Source organism: Sphingobacterium ginsenosidimutans, from assembly GCF_039536865.1.
Lineage (GTDB): Bacteria > Bacteroidota > Bacteroidia > Sphingobacteriales > Sphingobacteriaceae > Sphingobacterium > Sphingobacterium detergens.
The window spans coordinates 255,858-274,191 of the sequence record NZ_BAAAZK010000005.1; the positions used below are offsets into that span (position 1 = coordinate 255,858).

19 protein-coding genes are annotated in these 18,334 nt (G+C 39.1%); 3 read left to right on the top strand and 16 right to left on the bottom strand.

Features of this window, described 5'->3' with window-relative positions; translation table 11 throughout:
* Positions 1-2: 2 nt before the first annotated feature.
* The 16 genes from ABFX33_RS10025 to ABFX33_RS10100 form a co-directional block, all read right to left on the bottom strand.
* Positions 3-3,347, bottom strand: coding sequence for a SusC/RagA family TonB-linked outer membrane protein (locus ABFX33_RS10025; RefSeq protein ID WP_346085866.1), 3,345 nt, complete (start codon positions 3,345-3,347; stop codon positions 3-5).
* A 195-nt stretch (positions 3,348-3,542) separates the two neighbouring features.
* Positions 3,543-4,730 (bottom strand): FecR family protein, encoded by a 1,188-nt coding sequence (locus ABFX33_RS10030; protein WP_346085868.1) that lies wholly within the window; start codon positions 4,728-4,730, stop codon positions 3,543-3,545.
* Positions 4,731-4,814: 84 nt separating this feature from the next.
* Complete coding sequence (locus ABFX33_RS10035) at positions 4,815-5,408, bottom strand: RNA polymerase sigma factor (RefSeq protein WP_120261551.1); 594 nt, start codon at positions 5,406-5,408, stop codon at positions 4,815-4,817.
* A gap of 289 nt (positions 5,409-5,697) precedes the next feature.
* A complete protein-coding gene (trpA, locus tag ABFX33_RS10040) occupies positions 5,698-6,459 on the bottom strand; it encodes a tryptophan synthase subunit alpha (protein WP_346085871.1) in 762 nt (253 codons plus the stop codon).
* A gap of 3 nt (positions 6,460-6,462) precedes the next feature.
* Entirely contained in the window at positions 6,463-7,647 is a 1,185-nt protein-coding gene (gene trpB / locus ABFX33_RS10045) for a tryptophan synthase subunit beta (protein ID WP_120261553.1), read from the bottom strand.
* Positions 7,644-8,270 carry a phosphoribosylanthranilate isomerase gene (locus ABFX33_RS10050; RefSeq protein WP_257093947.1) on the bottom strand — a complete coding sequence of 209 codons (627 nt, stop codon included), beginning with the start codon at positions 8,268-8,270 and terminating at the stop codon, positions 7,644-7,646. The genes trpB and ABFX33_RS10050 overlap by 4 nt, the downstream gene beginning before the upstream one ends.
* A 1-nt stretch (position 8,271) precedes the next feature.
* On the bottom strand, positions 8,272-9,261 hold the full coding sequence (trpD, locus tag ABFX33_RS10055) for an anthranilate phosphoribosyltransferase (RefSeq protein WP_346085872.1): 990 nt from the start codon (positions 9,259-9,261) through the stop codon (positions 8,272-8,274).
* 390 nt (positions 9,262-9,651) lie between these two features.
* Entirely contained in the window at positions 9,652-10,119 is a 468-nt protein-coding gene (locus ABFX33_RS10060; protein ID WP_346085874.1) for a hypothetical protein, read from the bottom strand.
* 79 nt (positions 10,120-10,198) lie between these two features.
* Entirely contained in the window at positions 10,199-10,420 is a 222-nt protein-coding gene (locus ABFX33_RS10065) for a DUF2795 domain-containing protein (RefSeq protein ID WP_028072584.1), read from the bottom strand.
* A gap of 122 nt (positions 10,421-10,542) precedes the next feature.
* Complete coding sequence (locus tag ABFX33_RS10070; protein WP_120261557.1) at positions 10,543-11,301, bottom strand: ABC transporter ATP-binding protein; 759 nt, start codon at positions 11,299-11,301, stop codon at positions 10,543-10,545.
* Entirely contained in the window at positions 11,283-12,074 is a 792-nt protein-coding gene (locus tag ABFX33_RS10075; protein ID WP_346085876.1) for a lysophospholipid acyltransferase family protein, read from the bottom strand. The genes ABFX33_RS10070 and ABFX33_RS10075 overlap by 19 nt, the downstream gene beginning before the upstream one ends.
* Positions 12,075-12,140: 66 nt before the next feature.
* Positions 12,141-13,055 (bottom strand): substrate-binding domain-containing protein, encoded by a 915-nt coding sequence (locus ABFX33_RS10080; RefSeq protein WP_346085877.1) that lies wholly within the window; start codon positions 13,053-13,055, stop codon positions 12,141-12,143.
* A 4-nt stretch (positions 13,056-13,059) separates the two neighbouring features.
* Complete coding sequence (locus tag ABFX33_RS10085; protein WP_346085879.1) at positions 13,060-13,533, bottom strand: DsrE family protein; 474 nt, start codon at positions 13,531-13,533, stop codon at positions 13,060-13,062.
* A 1-nt stretch (position 13,534) separates the two neighbouring features.
* Positions 13,535-14,515, bottom strand: a complete 981-nt coding sequence (locus tag ABFX33_RS10090; protein ID WP_346085881.1) for a c-type cytochrome — start codon at positions 14,513-14,515, stop codon at positions 13,535-13,537.
* Between the two features lie 80 nt (positions 14,516-14,595).
* Positions 14,596-15,498: a LysR substrate-binding domain-containing protein gene (locus ABFX33_RS10095; RefSeq protein WP_346085883.1), complete on the bottom strand. Its 903-nt coding sequence runs from the start codon at positions 15,496-15,498 to the stop codon at positions 14,596-14,598.
* A gap of 61 nt (positions 15,499-15,559) precedes the next feature.
* Positions 15,560-16,930, bottom strand: coding sequence for a dipeptidase (locus tag ABFX33_RS10100; protein ID WP_346085885.1), 1,371 nt, complete (start codon positions 16,928-16,930; stop codon positions 15,560-15,562).
* A 107-nt stretch (positions 16,931-17,037) separates the two neighbouring features.
* Here ABFX33_RS10100 and ABFX33_RS10105 point away from each other — a divergent pair, with 107 nt between their 5' ends.
* The 3 genes from ABFX33_RS10105 to ABFX33_RS10115 are packed head-to-tail and all read left to right on the top strand — an operon-like array spanning position 17,038 to position 18,254.
* A complete protein-coding gene (locus tag ABFX33_RS10105) occupies positions 17,038-17,352 on the top strand; it encodes a hypothetical protein (protein WP_257093929.1) in 315 nt (104 codons plus the stop codon).
* A gap of 7 nt (positions 17,353-17,359) precedes the next feature.
* On the top strand, positions 17,360-17,911 hold the full coding sequence (locus tag ABFX33_RS10110) for an RNA polymerase sigma factor (RefSeq protein WP_257093927.1): 552 nt from the start codon (positions 17,360-17,362) through the stop codon (positions 17,909-17,911).
* The gene (locus ABFX33_RS10115; protein ID WP_257093925.1) at positions 17,904-18,254 is read left to right on the top strand and encodes a hypothetical protein; all 351 of its coding nucleotides are present in this window, start codon (positions 17,904-17,906) and stop codon (positions 18,252-18,254) included. Before ABFX33_RS10110 ends, ABFX33_RS10115 begins: the two co-directional genes overlap by 8 nt.
* Positions 18,255-18,334: the final 80 nt, after the last annotated feature.

Consider the following 18,334-nt stretch of genomic DNA (forward strand, 5'->3'; position numbering starts at 1 on the left):
AATTAAAATTTAAGATTGACATTGAAACCGATGTTACGAACGGTCGGTTCAGCGAGCTGTAAGTCACTATATCCGTCAGGATCCATATAAGGGACCTTCGACCAGAGTAATAAATTGCGTCCTACCAATGAAAAACTCGCTGTCTTAAATGGTGTTTTGGTTAAAAGGTTGCTGGGGATTTGATAGCTTAGTGTCAACTCTCGTAGTTTAACAAAAGTTCGATCGTAGAGAGTTGACTCATCAATTCCGTTTGTGTAAGTTGCAAAAACCCAATCCACATAGTTTACCTTGGTGGTATTAGGAACGAAAGTGCGGGAATCACCGGTTATATTGCCTTGGGCATCATAGGTAACATCTCCTCCGGTTTGTGTTACGCCACCGGCAAGATAGGTCTTTTCTCCACGGTAAGCATCGTCACGGTAACTATTTGCGGTATTGGGATGCATACCACCTTCATACATTTTTGCTTCTATAGCATTATTTGTTTTCCCTCCAATACGACCGTCGAAAGCAAAGGAAATTCCGAAATTTTTATATTGAAAGTTATTCAGAAATCCAAATTCCCAGTTCGGTAGCATATAGCCAAGATTGACCTGCTGATTAATGTATTGCGGAATTCCATTTTCATGGACAATCTGTCCATCTGGAGACTTTTGCCATGCCCAGCCGCGATAGATATCCATTCGTTGCCCCACTTTTACACCACCGCGAATTTCTTCACCACCTTGATATTCAAGCACTGTATTACGTAATCGGGAGTAATTTAATGTTGTACTCCATTTAAAATTCTCCGTCTGTACAGGTGTTCCTGATACGACAACTTCGATACCTCTCCGTCGGTAACGGTCACCATTTACTTGAAGTTTTGCAAACCCTGAAGCTTCCGATAGGGGGACTTCTACAACATTGTTAGTCCGGTCGTAGTTGAAATAGGTGAAATCAACGCCGATCCGATTGCGAAATAGCCGTAACTCAGCACCGTATTCCTGAGAGATTGTTTTGTTGGGTTTTAATCCTGGAGGACGTAAAGCATCAGGAAGATACAAAGAAGGGTTTCCGTTCCATCTGCTACCGATTTCGTAGGTTAATAGCGCACTATAGGCATTGATATCGGTCGTGGCATCTGTTACAGCACCGCGTAGTTTAAAGTAAGAGATTACTGTAGGTAAATGGAACATTTCGGATACGATCAGGCTCAAGGAAGCTGAAGGATAGAAATATGAATTGTAAGGGGATTGTAGAGCAGAGGTCCAATCGTTTCTTCCTGTTAAACTTAAAGTTGCCATATTACGATAGTCCAGATCAACATAGCCATACATTCCATATACTTGTTTTTCTACGCGTTCATTGGTAGAGCGGACAGGGTCTCTGGAATTATCCAGGTTGTACCATGCTGGAACAGAGAGCCCACCTGTTGTCCTAGATTCCAGTTTATTGTACTGGTCTAATCTGGTACTCGCCCCGACACTGGCACTAATCGTAAAATCTTGGGATAGTTTTTTATCATAGGTCAATAGTGCATCACTGACAAAACGCATGCGATTATCACGATTGACGCTATAATTACCATATGGTGCTGCGGAAGTACCATAATTGATATAACTATATGGAACGCGGCTTTCACTGTTAGCAAAGTTTGTGGTAATGCCACCGCGAACGAGTAATTTTAGGTCGTTGTTAAACTTATATTTGATATTTCCTTGTGATACAATGACATCATTGGTATAGGCTCTTTCCTTCTCGTATGCTAAGAACCAAGGGTTATTATACCAGCTATAATTATAGGTTAATTGTTCCGAGCCTTCCCGCCCTGGTTTCCAATAATTCCGCATATCCCGAATGTCGACATCAGGTCCCATCCATAATATGATGTTGTAAAGATAATTATCAGGAGAATAATCACTATTTGGATAATTAGGCGAGTATTGTCTATTATAGGATAGTGTTGCCTCGGCATCGAGTTTACTGTTTAGTTTGAGCTTCCCTGCTAGGCTTAATGTGGTAGAATTTAACGTGGTGTTGGGCACTTGGCCTTTCTGATACAAGTGAGATAATGAGATGCGATAATCTGACTTGTCCGTTGATCCGGCCACACTCAAATTATGGGTCGTAATTAAGCCATTAGTGAGAAAATTATTTAAATTTTCTTTCCCTCTACTGATCCATGGAAGGGGTTTCAATTTATTTGTCGCTGGATCCAATGGACTATTGTATTGTGGTATTTCGACAAAACCGCTACTGGTGCTCGGATCAGGTTGATTCAATTTTGGTCCCCAGACGTAACCATAGGCATCATTGATACCACCGCCTTTTCCGTCGACAAAAGCGTATTTTCCATTAAATCCCATACCATAGTCCTGCTGTGTTTTGGGAATACGTAAGAATCCGGCTTGAAATTCCGTACTAGAGTTATAGGTGAGTTCAATTCCTGCAGTTCCGCCTTTGCCCTTTTTGGTGGTGATCATAATAGCACCGTTTTGTGCTACTGAACCATATAAAGCTGATGAAGCAGTTCCTTTCAATACAGTAATATTTTCTATATCATCTGCATTTATGCTCCACATATTAAAGCCATCTGGGGCAGGAACCCCATCAATGACGATTGTAGCATTGCCCCCTCTCAGTGTAATTTCGGGATTTTCAAATAGGGTAGATTTAGTTTTGATTTGGAGACCAGCAACTTTACCAACCAAGCTGGACGCAACATTAGGCTCACGGGCTACGGACAGACTTTCTCCCTTAACTTCCTGTGCAGCATAAGCCACCTTCCGCTTCTCTTTATTAATACCTAAGGCAGTGACGACCACTTCTGCCATCGCATTGCTGATTGGGTTCATCACTACCTGAAGATCTTTGTCTTTCACTGTAATTTCCTTTCTCTCGTATCCCAAAAAACTAAAGACTAGTGTTGAGTTAACGGATACCTTTAATGCAAATTTTCCTTCTGAATCCGTGCGGGTTCCAATTTTATTGTCAGTTTTTGTATAGATGTTAACGCCAGCAAGTGGTCCCTTTTCATCCCTTACAGTCCCTGAAATCTCGATTTGTTGTAACCTAAGAGCTGCCGTAATTGTGATTGTTCGCGACATCTTTTGGTAGCTCAGCCCTCTCGGAGCGAGGATTTTTTCCAATGTTTCATCTAAAGACGCCTGTTCTACTGTAAGATTAACTGGTTCTGCTTTATTTACCAGGTCGCTTGAATAAAAAAACTTATAATCAGTCTGTTGTGTTATTTTTTTTAGCACATTATCCAAGCGCATGTGCTTGACTGATAGGTTGATTTGTTGTCCGTTTGTTTTGGCATTGAGCCCAATTGAGAACAAGATGAAGATGATTGTCAATTTCATTCTTCTAATGATTAAATAATGTTCCGTAAAAAAACGACATAGTTGTATCGTTTCTTTACGATCACAGAAATATTCCATAATTTTGAATTAAGGTTGTTTAACGATTTTTTTGAACAGCTTTTTTGAATAGACTGCGGAGATGTTACCACCATCTCCGCTTTTTTTTGTGTTAACTTCGTATCATAGGCAGCGTTTTTATTTGTTTTTTTGTTTAACAGTAAGATGATTGCCATTAAGGATAAAATCCAGGTTACCTACATTTGCAAGCATTTTCAGCACGCCATTTAATTTACTGTTACGATCCATACTACCACTATATAGACCCTTGGGTAAATTTCCAACTATGCTGACTTTCAAATCATACCAATTACTAATATCTTGTAATATCTTACCTAATGTTTCATCTTTAAAATAGAAATATCCTTCTTTCCATGCAGTAGCACCCTCAATATCTATAGCTTGTGTTTTTAACTTGTTTTTTTCATCTATAAAAGCTCTTTCCCCAGGTGTCATGACGATGTGCTGATCATGATAGGTCAATTGGACCGATCCTTCGACCAATGTAGTTGATATATGTTTGGGATGATAGGCTCTTACATTGAAAGCCGTACCTAATACAGAAATATTGACATCTCCAGTTTGGACTTTAAAAGGACGTTTTTTATCTTTTTGTATTTTAAAGAATGCTTCTCCTTCGACTTTGACAAAGCGCTCATCTGTAGGAAATCGATTTGGAAAATAGAGCTTGGAATTAGCATTTATCCAAACAGTTGATCCATCTGGTAACTGTATTTCAAAAGTTCCAGCTTTTGGAACTTCGAGCACGTTCCATTGAATAGTTTCTTCAGCAGAACTTCCGCCATAAACTAATCGACCTTTTTCGTAGTTCAGATTTGCTATGCTGTTCTTCTCATTAATTGTGTGTTGCTTGTTAAACTCAAGCTTTTCGCCATTGTAAAGTGTCAGACGTGCTTGGTTTTTCCCCGGAAGTATTTCTGCTGGATGTTTTTCGACAAACTCTTGCGGTAGATTTTCAGATCTATTCGGTTTGTAGTGCCAAAGTATGGTTAACATGCCTAGGATTAGTACTGCTGCTGCCGAAGCAAATGTCCATAGTTTTTGTACTTTTCTTTGTTTTTTTTCTCTCTCCTGAAGCGTTGCTAGTGTTTGTGCCATTTTTTTGTCAACAGCACCAATGATCGATTCAACGACTTGAGGAGGAGGTTCGCATTGCTGCGTAGAAATCTGTTCTTCTATTAGCTCACGAAGATTCTCTATGGATGCAGTAGAACCAAAATGTTGCATCAGTTGTTCAATGTCTTCAGCTGAGCAACGGTTGACAATAAAATCCTGAAACAGCTTATTCAAATTTTTCTTTTCCAAGGCACTTCTTTTATATCTATTACGCCTTGCTAATGAAAAGTCACTACACGAAATTGAAATTATTTTTTATTTTTTTTGAAAGAGCTATTTAGTCCACAGAAGAAGAAGGAAATAAGGGAGATTTACTGGGTTCTGTAGAAACAGTAATATTTTTTTATTGGCACGATTTAAATGGTTACTAATCGTATTGGGAGATATTTGTAAAAGATCTGAAACTTCCTCATAGCTGCGGCCCTCTATTTTGCACAATTGAAATACCGTTCTACATTTAGGGGGAAGTTCTGTCAATGCTTTATCTATCAATTCTCTTCGGTATTTATTTTCCAAAAGCTCATCTATATGTTGGTAGACAGTTTCTTGGATATTGACAAGATATTGCTGATAATTTCGATCTTTACTGATTTTTCGATAAAAGTCAGCTACCATATTGGCTGCTATGCGATAAAGGTAACCTTCAAAGGAACGTTCAGGGTCAATCTTTGTCCTATTTTCCCAAACTTTAACGAAAACATCGTGAAGAATATCTTCTGCAATATCGGACGCTTTTACGAGTTTAAGCAGGTTGCTTGCCAGTTGATGCTTGTACGTATTGTACAACCATTCAAAAGCTATCATTTCACCTGCATTTAAGCGAATGATCCAGGCAGTATAGTTCAGATCTTCAGCCTTGCTCTTCATTTTGCGAAACTATTGGTTATACATGAATTGGTTGTTAACTGAATGTAATCAGATTGTGTATATTATTCTAAGACTAAACAAGCGGTCTTAAAAGATATATCATCAGCTAAAGCGTATTTACGCTACAATATTAGTAAATTATGAATGAAGTTTGCAAATATCTTTTAAAGGAGTGGAACTTTAGGTATTCTACAATAGGGCAATAATGCTTCTTTTTGAAATGGTGAACAAGGTACTAACGTGAATCCGTTGTTTTCTGTTGGATTCACATTAGCACTTTGTTGTTGTACTATCCTTTTATTGATTTTATAAAATCAGGGATCTGATTCATATAATCTTGCTCCGTCAATCTTTTTACAAACGCGCTACCGATAATCGCACCAGCGGTATATTGACTTGCTTTTTGAAATGTTTCTCTGTTTGAAATTCCGAACCCAACGATTAAAGGGTTTTTCAGTTGAAGATCATGTATCCGCTTGAAATAAGCATTGGTATCCTCGCCTACATCCAGTGTTTTTCCAGTTGTGGCATTGGAGGACAATAAATAGATAAAACTATTGGATAGACTATCTATTTTTCGGATTCTTTCAGTTGAAGTCTGTGGCGTTACGATAAAGATATTCGCAATGCCGTTTTTCTCAAAAGTTTCCCTATAGAGATCCTCGTATTCATACATCGGTAGATCGGGAATAATGACACCATTCACACCGACATTTTTGCATTCTTCACAAAATTTCTCCACACCGAACTGGATTACAGGATTGACGTAACCCATTAGGAAGACTGGGATCTGCACATGTTGGCGTAGTTCACGTAACTGTTCAAATAATTTTTTGACAGTCATTCCGTTGGCCAGAGCAACTTCTGAACTGTGTTGGATAACAGGTCCATCTGCAACAGGATCGGAGTAGGGAAAACCTATTTCTAAAAAGTCTGCACCCGCTTCTTCCAATTTCTTGGCTATGCGAATGGTACTGTCCAGTTCGGGATATCCTGCTGTAAAATATATCGATAGAAGGGGATTGCCTTCTTTTTTTTCAATCGTATTCATGCGTTAAAAATCAAAGTATTTCATATAGTTATCGAGATCCTTATCGCCGCGTCCTGATAAACAAACGACAACGGTTTCATCACCCTTGAAAGGGATTTTTCCTAAATAAGCGAGTGCATGTGAGCTTTCGATTGCGGGGATAATACCCTCCAGTCGAGTGAGTTCCAGTCCCGCGCGCATCGCCTCATCATCTGTGATACTAACATATTTTCCTCTTCCGGATTTAAACAGCCAAGCATGCTGCGGTCCGATGCCAGGGTAATCAAGTCCGGCAGAGATAGAATAAGGTTCTATTACCTGACCATCTTCGGTTTGCATTAATATGGATCGACTACCATGCAGTACACCTTCTTTTCCTAAAGCTGTTGTAGCTGCTGATTCACCTGAATCAACACCATGTCCCGCTGCTTCTACAGCATACAACTGTACAGATTCATCATCCAGAAAATGATAGAACATCCCTGCAGCATTGGATCCACCACCCACACAAGCTAATACGATATCTGGATTCTCTTTACCTGTTTTTGTTAATAACTGCTTTTTGGTCTCTTCGGAGATAATGGATTGGAAGCGGGCAACCATGTCAGGGTATGGATGTGGGCCTACAACAGAGCCAATAATGTAATGTGTATCGACCGGATTATTGATCCAATCACGCAAAGCTTCATTGGTCGCATCTTTGAGCGTTTTTGAACCAGATGTTGCAGGAATAACTTCCGCACCCATCATTTTCATTCGCGCAACATTGGGTGCCTGTCTTTGGATATCAATTTCACCCATATAGACGGCACATTGTATCCCTTTTAATGCACACACGGTAGCCGTAGCTACACCATGTTGTCCAGCACCTGTTTCTGCGATGATCCTTTTTTTTCCTAAACGTTCAGCTAATAGAATCTGTCCGATGGTGTTATTGATTTTATGTGCGCCAGTATGGTTAAGATCCTCGCGTTTGAGGTAGATCGTTGTACCATATTTCTCAGACAGTCGTTTCGCATGATACAAAGGGGAGGGACGCCCTACGTAGTCACTGAGTAGTTGATTGAATTCCTCCTGAAAACTTTTCTCTTCGATTATCTTGAGGTATTCTTCACGTAGCTCTTTTACATTGGGATAGAGCATTTCGGGGATATAGGCGCCACCAAATGGACCGTAGTACCCTTTTTCATTGACTTGGTATATACTCATTGTTTAATACTATTTATGCTATGGGCCAAAAGATCAATATCTTTTAACCCCGGTTCTACTTCAAATTTTGAATTGAGATCTAAGGCATATAACCTGGGATCATTCGCTTGCAAAGCGTCTTTGACATTATCCGCATCTAATCCGCCGCTAAGGAAATAAGGGTACTCTAGTTTGTACTGATGCAATAAAGACCAGTCAAATCGCATACCTGTACCTCCGTAAGAGTTACTTTTGGTGTCAAATAAAAAATAGTCAATTGCTCCGGCATAGGCATTCAATACTGTCCAGTCAAAATGTTGGTCTATACCGAAAGCTTTGATCACGGTTACAGCAGTATGTTGTTTAAGTTCCTCACAAAATTGAGGGCTTTCATCGCCATGTAATTGAACTGCATTTAAATTGAATTCGTCTATTTTATGATAAATTTCCGTTAGGCTTGCGTTCACAAAGACACCAACTTTTATAATATCCTTGAGCCCCTTTATATATTCCCGGTTGGCATCGCCAACAAATCGTTTGGATTTTTCATAAAATATAAAACCGATGTAATCAATAGCAAGACCAGAAACCGCAATGATATTGTCGGGGTATTTCATGCCACAAACTTTTATCTTGACTGCCATTTTATTGGTTTGTTATTTTTTTGAAACTTTTGAGCGCTTTTCCTCCCATAAGTGATTCCTCGGCTTCATAGAAACAGTCACCAAAGGATTTTTCAGGATGAAATGTTTTTATGGCAAATGCTGCATTTGTCAAAACTACATTATTCTGTACATCTGTACCCTCATTATTTAAGATGGATAAAAAAGTCTTTGCTGCTTCAGCGATGCTGTCTCCGCCAGCGAGTTCCTCGGGAAGAATAGGGCTAAAACCTAATTCCTCCATACTATAATAATTTTCACCCTGATTGTTGATGACCTTGAAATCTCCGGTCATCGATATTTCATCATAGCCATCCAATGCATGGATAATGGAGTACTGTTTGTCTGTATTTTGGTATAGATAACCATATAGGCGTGCAAGCTCTAAGCTGAATACCCCTACAGATTGAAATTTCGGGTTGGCCGGATTTGTTAATGGCCCCAACATGTTAAAGAATGTTTTTACACCTAGGGCACGACGTATCGGCGCAACTGTTTTCATAGCTGGGTGAAACAATGGTGCGTGTAGGAAGCATATATTGGCTTCGTCAAGCTGACGCTGTAATTCAGCTTTGTCATTCGTAAATTGATAACCCAAATACTCCATTACATTCGAAGATCCGCAGCTCGATGATACACCTATATTGCCATGTTTGGCAACTTGATAGCCCGCACCGGCTGTAACGAAAGAAGCAATTGTAGAAATATTGAACGTATTTTTGCCATCACCACCCGTACCACATAGGTCGATCAGATCGTAGCCATCAAAATCCAATTGGAGACATAGGTCGTACATGGCATCTCTAAACCCACCAAGTTCTTCCACCCGAATACTACGCATGCCATAAGCTGTCATAAAAGCAGCGATTTGATAACTGTCATATTTACCTTTGGCAATGTTAGTCAAGATCTCATAAGCTTCTTGTCGCGAAAAAGACTTGTATTCAAATAAATGGGCTAAAATTTCTTTCATAATATTTTTTAAATAAAAAAGGGCTTACCTTATTCAGGCAAGCCCATCATATCTTGATGTATATATCAAATAATGCAATAGGAGTTTGCCACAACGTTATTCGTTGTGCCACCACCAAGCTTTATTTAATACAGTTATTATCATTTCTGTTTTTTGTTATTACAAATATGGTTGATAGAATTTTAAAATGCAAGTGTTTTTATTGAAAAATTTTTAAGAAAGCTTGTTACGCTTAAAATTGCTTTCAAACAGCATGTCATAGAAAACGGGAACAAGGTGAAAGCATCTTACCTATTATTCCGAGAATACGAAAATTGTCCCACTAGATTTGCTCGCATGCCATAGAAGGAATTTCTACTAGTACCGACAAACAATACAGCCAGTAAAAGACTAATAGAATACGAAATGTGCTTTATTGTTCCCTTTAGAAACCAAGGTAAAGGAGGCTATTTTTTTGTCCCGAATAACAGTAGCAAAAACAAAACGATTGAGATGCCTAACGAAATAAACCTGTTTCGGATCTATTCCTTCAAGGTCAATATCGAAAGTTTCTTTCCGACCGGCCTGTATAAAGTTGATATATTCCAATTTGTTGATATCCTTGCTCTGTACATTGATTCGCATCTCATCTATGCTGGCTAGAAGATATTCCTGTTGGTCTTCATCTAGATTTTTCGCTGTTAATATATCCTGGCTTAAAATGATGTCCGTAGCGAGATTGGTATCATTGAGACGATGTACAAATTGCTTTAATACAGTAACATTTTCGGAAGTAACCGGCTTTTCCTGTGCGAATACCGAAATATAGAGTATACAGCTTACAAACGTTAACAACAATACCTTTACTTTTATCTTCATAAGCTTAAGACTGAACTTCATAGCAATGGATTAATTTACTGAAATAAAAAACGCCTTTAACTAAAGGCGTTTTTATTTTCTAGTATTCATCTTCATTGAAGAAGAAATCATCTTTTGTTGGATAATCGGGCCAAATTTCTTCAATATTTTCATATGGCTCACCGTCATCCTCAAGAGATTGTAAGTTTTCAATCACCTCAACTGGTGCACCCGAACGAATAGCGTAATCGATTAATTCATCTTTTGTTGCTGGCCATGGTGCATCTTCTAGATGCGAAGCTAATTCTAATGTCCAATACATATAAAAACAATTTAAGTTCTCTATTTTCGCAAAACTATCATTTAATTTAACTTAAACAAGTAAATCAACTGTTATTTTTGTGTCAATAATATAAGTGTTTGATTTATAATGAAATAATATTTTTAAATATTCTCAAAGTCGCTCCCCTTTTCATTCAGCGCACTTAGTCGTGGTGATACAGATTTGATATCAGCATTGGGATAATCGTTTTCAATTAGTCCATCGCGCATGCGTACAATACGATGGGCATGTAGTGCAATATCCTCTTCATGTGTGACCAAGATAATGGTGTTTCCCCTGGAGTGGATCTCTTCGAGCAGACCCATGATTTCAATGGATGTCTTTGTGTCAAGATTCCCCGTAGGCTCATCTGCTAATATAATGGAAGGATCATTGATCAGCGCTCTCGCAACAGCCACCCGCTGACGTTGTCCACCGGATAGCTCATTGGGTCTGTGATCCATACGATGTCCAAGTCCAACGCTTTCCAATGCACCAGTAGCTTTCTCTTCACGTGTGGCCTTATTGTATCCAGCATAGATCAAAGGAAGTGCAACATTCTCCAGTGCGGTGCTTTTAGGAAGTAGATTGAACGTTTGAAAAACAAACCCTATCTCCTTATTTCTTACTTCAGCGAGTTCATCTTCGGACATGTCACTTACATTAATGCCATTGAGGATGTATTCACCTCTACTAGGGGTGTCCAAGCAACCCAGGATATTCATCAATGTGGATTTCCCTGATCCTGAAGGCCCCATAAGTGCTACAAATTCTCCTTTATGGATATTGAGGGTAACCGAACTGAGCGCATGAATTGTTTCTGAGCCTATTTGATATTCCCGCGCAATATCTTTGATTTCGATTAATATCTTTCCTGACATATTTTTTGGACGTTCTCTGGTTGATGAAAATACGATTTATTCTTCATAATCCAATAGGAATGCATTTTGTCATATACAATTTTCTCCAAGTCGGACGCATTGTTGTCGTCAAAATCTTTTGTCTCGATAGGTGAAAAAACATGTACCTTAACAATTCCCGGATGAGATCCTCTTTTTGCACCGTCATCAAAGAAAATGTCCCATGCATTTTCAATAATAATAGGCACTACAGGCACATCATTTTGAACGGCAATACGAAAAGCACCAGACTTAAATGCATGTATTTGAGGCGGAAATCCGTCATCGATCTTTCCTTCCGGAAAAATAACGACACTTCGACCATTTTGGACAAGCTCGTTAGCCCGTTGAAATGCTTTAAATGAAGATACTTTGCTCCTTCGCGTGACAGGAATATCTATGGTTTTGAAAAATATACGGGTAACGGGGTTTTTAAGAAGAGAAGCCTTGCCAATAAATGAAAACGGGACCGGGCATAGATAGGTGAGTGCTGTGATATCAAGTACTGAAGTATGATTGGGGCATAATATCATCGGCCTGTTCCAGTCTATTTTTGATTCGTAAGTTACTTTAAAAAATACACCCGCCAATGCGGATCCCCCAATTGATACCCAACGCCTCATACGTGCTATCCGGGCATAATTCTTTTCAGGATTTTGGGCCAAAAAATAGATATAGGGGAATAATACGATGAAAACAAGTAAGACGCTAATAAAATACCAGTAACGATGGAGTTTTTTGAGCAATAGAACCATACAATTTAACTAATTTTGACCTAAAGTAAAAAAAGAAAATGGATAATTAATTATCCATTTTCTTTTTTAGTCTATTGTAAAGCCATATTTTTTGTAAATCTGTTTGGCCGTGGGGGAGTCCATAAATTTGAGGAAATCATCTGCTGCCTGTGCATGGGGTGCATTTTTTAGTTTTGCCGCCACATAGGTTGCCGTGGTATTTTGACTGTCCGGAATTTTGATACCTTCCACCGGATGACCAATAAGTTTTTGATAAACAACCTCAGATGTCCAGACCGGAGCGACATCTGCTTGACTATAAAGGATACGCATCGGGCTTTCGCGATGATGTATTTTTGTTAAATACGTGCTTCCATCCTTTACTTTATCTTCCATAATCTTCTTGACAAGTTGTTCACCCCCTGCTTTTTTATATGATGCTTTGATTTGTTCTCCTATGCCTTCCCATTGTGGATTGGGCATGCTAATACGCACATTGGAGTTCCCCAGATCGTTTAATGTTTTGATATTTGCAGGGTTTCCCTTTGGGATCATCAAACATATATTGTTGTAACAATAGGTCTGGGTATGACTGAAATAATCGGCCATGTCATTAATCGCACGTTTGCTTGCCGTGTAAATATCAGGTTTGTGCGTAATGCGTAGGTTACCGACGGTGATGGAGCCCCCTTTTATCTGCTTTGCCAGAATTCCGGGAGGCAATGTTTCTACAAAAATACGTTCGTACTGAGGATATTCCTTTTTGAAAGATGTTAATAGATCGTCAACGACCATAAACTGATTGCCGGCAAAGAAAACTGTTAGCTGTGGATTCTCAATATCGCCATATAGATCGGGGATATTATCGATCCCGGGAACCGTAAAATTAAGTGCTGATTCTGGGGGATTATTCCATGGAGGATCAAAGCGATGTTCTTGCGCATTAGTTTTTGTCGATACGAACAAGGCCATAGCGAGGGTGAAGGGGACTAGCTTTTTCATCATATTATGGTTTAACAATGACCCAACCTTCATTTGCCCTCAAGATCAATTCACCATTTCCACTAGGGACATAGCCAATGAAATCAAATAATTCTTCCTTGGCGATATGCTTTTCTTCCAACGTATTTAAACACTGGGCGACAATAACTCCTTTTTCTATGAGATCCTGCAGCGGTTTTTCATACTGACTGTTCTTTTTTAAATAAGCTTCTGTTCCGCCTGAAAAAGCAACCAGTTCAATTTGAAGATGCCCCTTTAATCGAGGATCTTTCAAAACGTTGTTGATATTTCGGATGGCCTTCTCAATTGTTTTTGGATCATTACTATCCAATTGATAGATTGCTTTATACATTTTTTTCTTAGCAACAGCACCCGTATATTGATGGTTGTTGAGTAATAATTTATTGCTTTGTGCTTTAGCTTGAATCGTTGTCATCGCTAAGAGGATGCAAGCGATTGTCAGTTGTTTTTTCATCATATTAAAAATTATAAGGTCCGTGTTTATGTTGTTCTAAACTAATATTATCTGCGTATGGGGGATAGGGACTATCCTTTGGTTTTTTTGCCAAATTTGGATAATCAAGCTCCTTGTTTGCTTTTTTAGGTCGGTCAAAAGAATTGATATAGGCAGCGACATCATAAGCTTCATCGTCGCTGAGCTGAGGTGCGTCGTAACTTGCTCCTAAGGGCATATTTGCTTTTATAAAGCGTGTTGCGGTAAGCAATCGGGCCATACCAGCTCCATCGTTATAGCTGTCTTTCCCCCAAAGTGGCGGGTATAGATATCCCTTGCCGGTAGGCTGTGCCATGCCTTGTCCTTCTTTTCCATGACAGCTCGTGCATTTGCCTTCAAATACCAACTGACCATGTTTTAAATCTGCGGCGCGGTTTGGGATCTCCATTTTGACAAAACCCTGTCCGGCTAATCTTCCTTTATTGACTGTATTGATACTGATGTTTTTTATATAGGTAACAATAGCGCGCATTTCTTTGCTGTTTTCTGGAATAGCACGACCGTTCATACTTCTTTCAAAACAGCCATTAATGCGTTCCTCCAGAGATTCTACTTTGTTTTCCCGTCCAATGTAAACTGGGAAAACATTTGTGAGTCCAACATAGGGAGCTGCGAATGCCTTTGTCCCGCCGTTTAGGTGGCAACTGCTGCAAGCCAATTTATTTCCGATTTTTATGTCACCATCGTAAAAGTAGTCGTACGTGTTTTTGATTAGCTTTTCGCCATAACTAGCCATTTCTCCTTCCGGATTGTCTTTGAAAGAAACAGCTTTGAATTGTGCTACATGTGTGATCAATGAATCATTAGCGAGAGCAAGTGAATCCATTGACCTGTCATTGTTTGCATGTTTAAGTGGAAACACACACAGCGTTGTACAGGTAATAAACAGTGCGACAATAATCCAACTGAGCGCTTTTAGGTAATTTGTTAGTTTTTTGTGTTCCATGCCTCTAATTCGTTTGTACAAATCTACCAGCCTATCGACATGGATTAAAACGATGTTTCTTTATGAGACATAACCAAATGTTATATCTTGAAATTTTGTCTCAGACAGAACTGCAGGAATTGGTTTGGAGTACCGGCAAGGCCACCATATAGATGTGTGAAATAGAAATAACGTTCGATAGCCAAATGAGGAATATCGACGATGGTCAATTGGTTATTCAGGACCTCCCGCTGAACAGTATGAATAGAAAGAAAGGCAAAACTATGGCGGCGGGCCAGATACCCTTTGATACTTTCTGTTGATGGAAGTATCATTTCGATCTGGATTTCGGCAAGACTGATCCGTTGTTCTTTTAATGCATTCTCAATAATCGTGCGGGTACCTGAACCCTGTTCGCGAAGGACCAGAGGTAATCGTGTTATATCTGAGAGAATGGGATTTTTTAATTGTTTTAATAATGGGTTTTCGCTATTGGTAACCAATACGAGCTCATCTTTCATGAAAGGGATATACTTTAAAGCCCTATTGTCTGTTGATCCCTCCGTGATACCAAGATCCAATGTTTTGTCAATAAGCTGTTCTTCAATGCTTCGACTATTGGATTGAAAAGATTGGATACGGTTGTTTGGATATTGGGAGAGAAAATCCGCCAGTAATGTGGGAAGTACATATTGGGAGATCGTTGTACTGGCTCCTAATACAAGATTCCCTTTACGTCCAGTTTGTAGTTCTTGTATCTCCTGTCCTGCCTGATTGTAGAGATTAATAATCTGTTGGGCGTATTTATAGAGAATCTGCCCCGATTCAGTAAGGTCGAGATTATTCCCCTTCCTCTCAAAAAGAGGAACACCGAGTTTTTTTTCTAGCTCCTGGATGTTTTTGCTTACCGCAGGTTGTGAGATGAAGAGTGCCGAAGCTGTCTTGGTGAAATTAAGATGCTGAGCTGCAGTATAAAAAACGATGAGACGAAAATCAAAATCCATAAAACGATAAAGGGTTATTTCTAAAATTTAAAAATAACCCTTTATCTAATGAAAAACTAAATTATTTACTTAGTTCTGCGTAATATTTATGAAATAAAGGAATTGTTGAGATACCCATTAGGTAATTCTCAATTCCATATTTCTCGTTTGGAGAATGTAAGTTGTCACTGTCAAGTCCAAATCCCAGAAGTACCGTTTTGAGTCCCAGGACGTCTTCAAATAAAGCAACAATTGGAATAGATCCACCACCACGGGTAGGAATTGGTTTTACGCCAAATGTTTCATGCAAAGCTTTTTCAGCAGCTTTATAGGCAACACTATCTGTAGGAGTGACCACTGGTTCACCACCGTGATGCGGTTTTACCTCAACTTTAACATAATCTGGTGCAATACCTTCAAAATGTTTTTTGAATAGTTCGGTAATCCGTTCAGAATTTTGGTTTGGAACAAGACGCATCGAGATTTTAGCATTTGCTTTGGAAGGTAAAACAGTTTTGGCACCTTCACCGATATATCCACCCCAGATACCATTGACCTCCAAAGTAGGTCGGATTCCTGTACGTTCTAAAGTTGTGTATCCCTTTTCTCCCCAAATATTCTGAATACCCAAATCTGATTTGTATTCTTCGATATCAAATGGAGCTTCGTTCAATGCTTTGCGTTCTTCGGCCGTTAATTCAACAACATCGTCATAAAATCCAGGGATTGCAATATGGTTGTTTTCATCGTGCAAAGAAGCTATAAGTTTTGCAAGAATAGTAGCTGGGTTCGCAACAGCACCACCATATACGCCAGAGTGTAAATCACGATTAGGTCCAGTGACTTCAACTTCGACATAAGAAAGTCCACGGAGACCTGTCTCCAAAGACGGTTGCGCCATGCTGATCATAGATGTATCCGAAATCACGATCACATCTGCCTTAAGTCTTTCGGTGTTTTCTTTGACAAAAGTTCCTAAGTTAACAGAACCAACTTCTTCTTCACCTTCGATCATAAATTTGATGTTACATGCCAAAGCATTGTTTTGCATCATATATTCGAAAGCTTTTACGTGCATGTAAAATTGTCCTTTGTCATCTGCCGAACCGCGGGCATATATTTTACCATCGCGGATAGTCGGTTCAAAAGGAGGGGTGTCCCACAACTCATATGGATCAGCTGGCTGTACATCATAGTGGCCGTAGGTCAGTACAGTTGGCAATGAAGGGTCAATAATTTTTTCGCCATAAACGATTGGATTACCAGCAGTGGCACAAACTTCGACGTTGTCGGCCCCTGCATCACGCAATTTCTGAGCAACAAATTCAGCAGTCTTCTGTACGTCACCCTTAAATTTGGGATCAGCACTGACCGAAGGTAAACGCAATAAATCAAACAACTCATCTAAAAAACGTTGCTTGTTTGCTTCTACATATTCTTTAATGTTTTGCATATTGTTTGTATTTGAAACAAATTTACACAAATCGGCACATTTAACTCAATTTGTTGTAACCTTTTCAGAGTCGGTAGTGACTAATGTAAAAATTAAATCAAATCATTATGGAAAAACAGACAATGGCAGCGGTTATGGCTGTGGGATTATTTACCTGTATCACACTTTGTGTTTATTTTGTCATGCGTTATCGCAGTACTGCAATCAATCTCCCTGGGGAGGAAAGAAGAAGGCAGCCCGCTGATTGGCAAAAACCGGGGATTCTGGTGTTAGGCATAGGTATAGGCTTGTTGATTGTGGGCATAATACAAAACTATGTGAGTGCTGGCTTGCCTGACTCACTCGCTGTTGCCATTCTGATTATATCCGCTGGTATAGCTATGATTGTCGCAAATAGACTGGATAAAAAACACGATATTTAGCCATTCAATGGACGAAATCTATATTCGAAAAGTATTGTCCGGGGATGTAGAGTCATACCGGTATTTTATAAAAACGTATCAGGATATGGCTTTTTCTGTTGCGCTTTCCATTGTCAAGCAAGAACATTTGGCTGAAGATGTTGTTCAAGATGCTTTTATTAAATGCTATCAGTCCTTAACCTCTTTTAAAGGCAAATCAAAATTTAGCACCTGGTTTTATCGTATCGTTGTCCATATTGCTTTTAATAGTATCCGGTATAAGAAGTTAACACTGATCGATTTTGACCTAACAGATCATGACCAAGCATATGATGTGTCTATTCTAGACGAAATTATTGACAATGAGCGAAAAGAAATGATTAATGATGCCCTTGCTATTTTATCTCCCAAGGAATCTGTCGCCCTACGCCTATTTTATCTGGAGGAACAATCCATGGAGGAAATTCAGGAAATCATGGGCTGGACACTCGCTAATACGAAAGTCATTCTACATCGGGCACGCAAAAATATGCAACTGGTATTGAGTCAACTGATAAAAAAATCCGAATATCATGGATAACGAACACAAGAAAATGAAACAGATCATGCAAATGAGCAAAGTAAGGATGCCATTTGATGACTTTGAGCAACGTATTATGGGGCAGATTACAGATTTGGAAAATGCAAAATCCAAAGCTCATTCGGATAAAAAATATGCCATTATATTTTTTCTATTGGGGTCAATTTGTGGTATTCTACTCAATAACTATTGGATGAATAAACTTGAGAGGATAGAAATAATGGTCGCATACCGCAATTATATAGCGATAATCTCCCAGATTATTTTTGTGGTATTGATTTGCTCGTTCTGTCATCAATTATGGAAATTGATCAAGATACAACGCGATAAAAGCTATCAATAATTCCGAACCTCTTGTGGAATTTATCCGATTGATACCTCTTAATTATAACCACTATATTTTGTCTCAATTAGCTGTGGAAC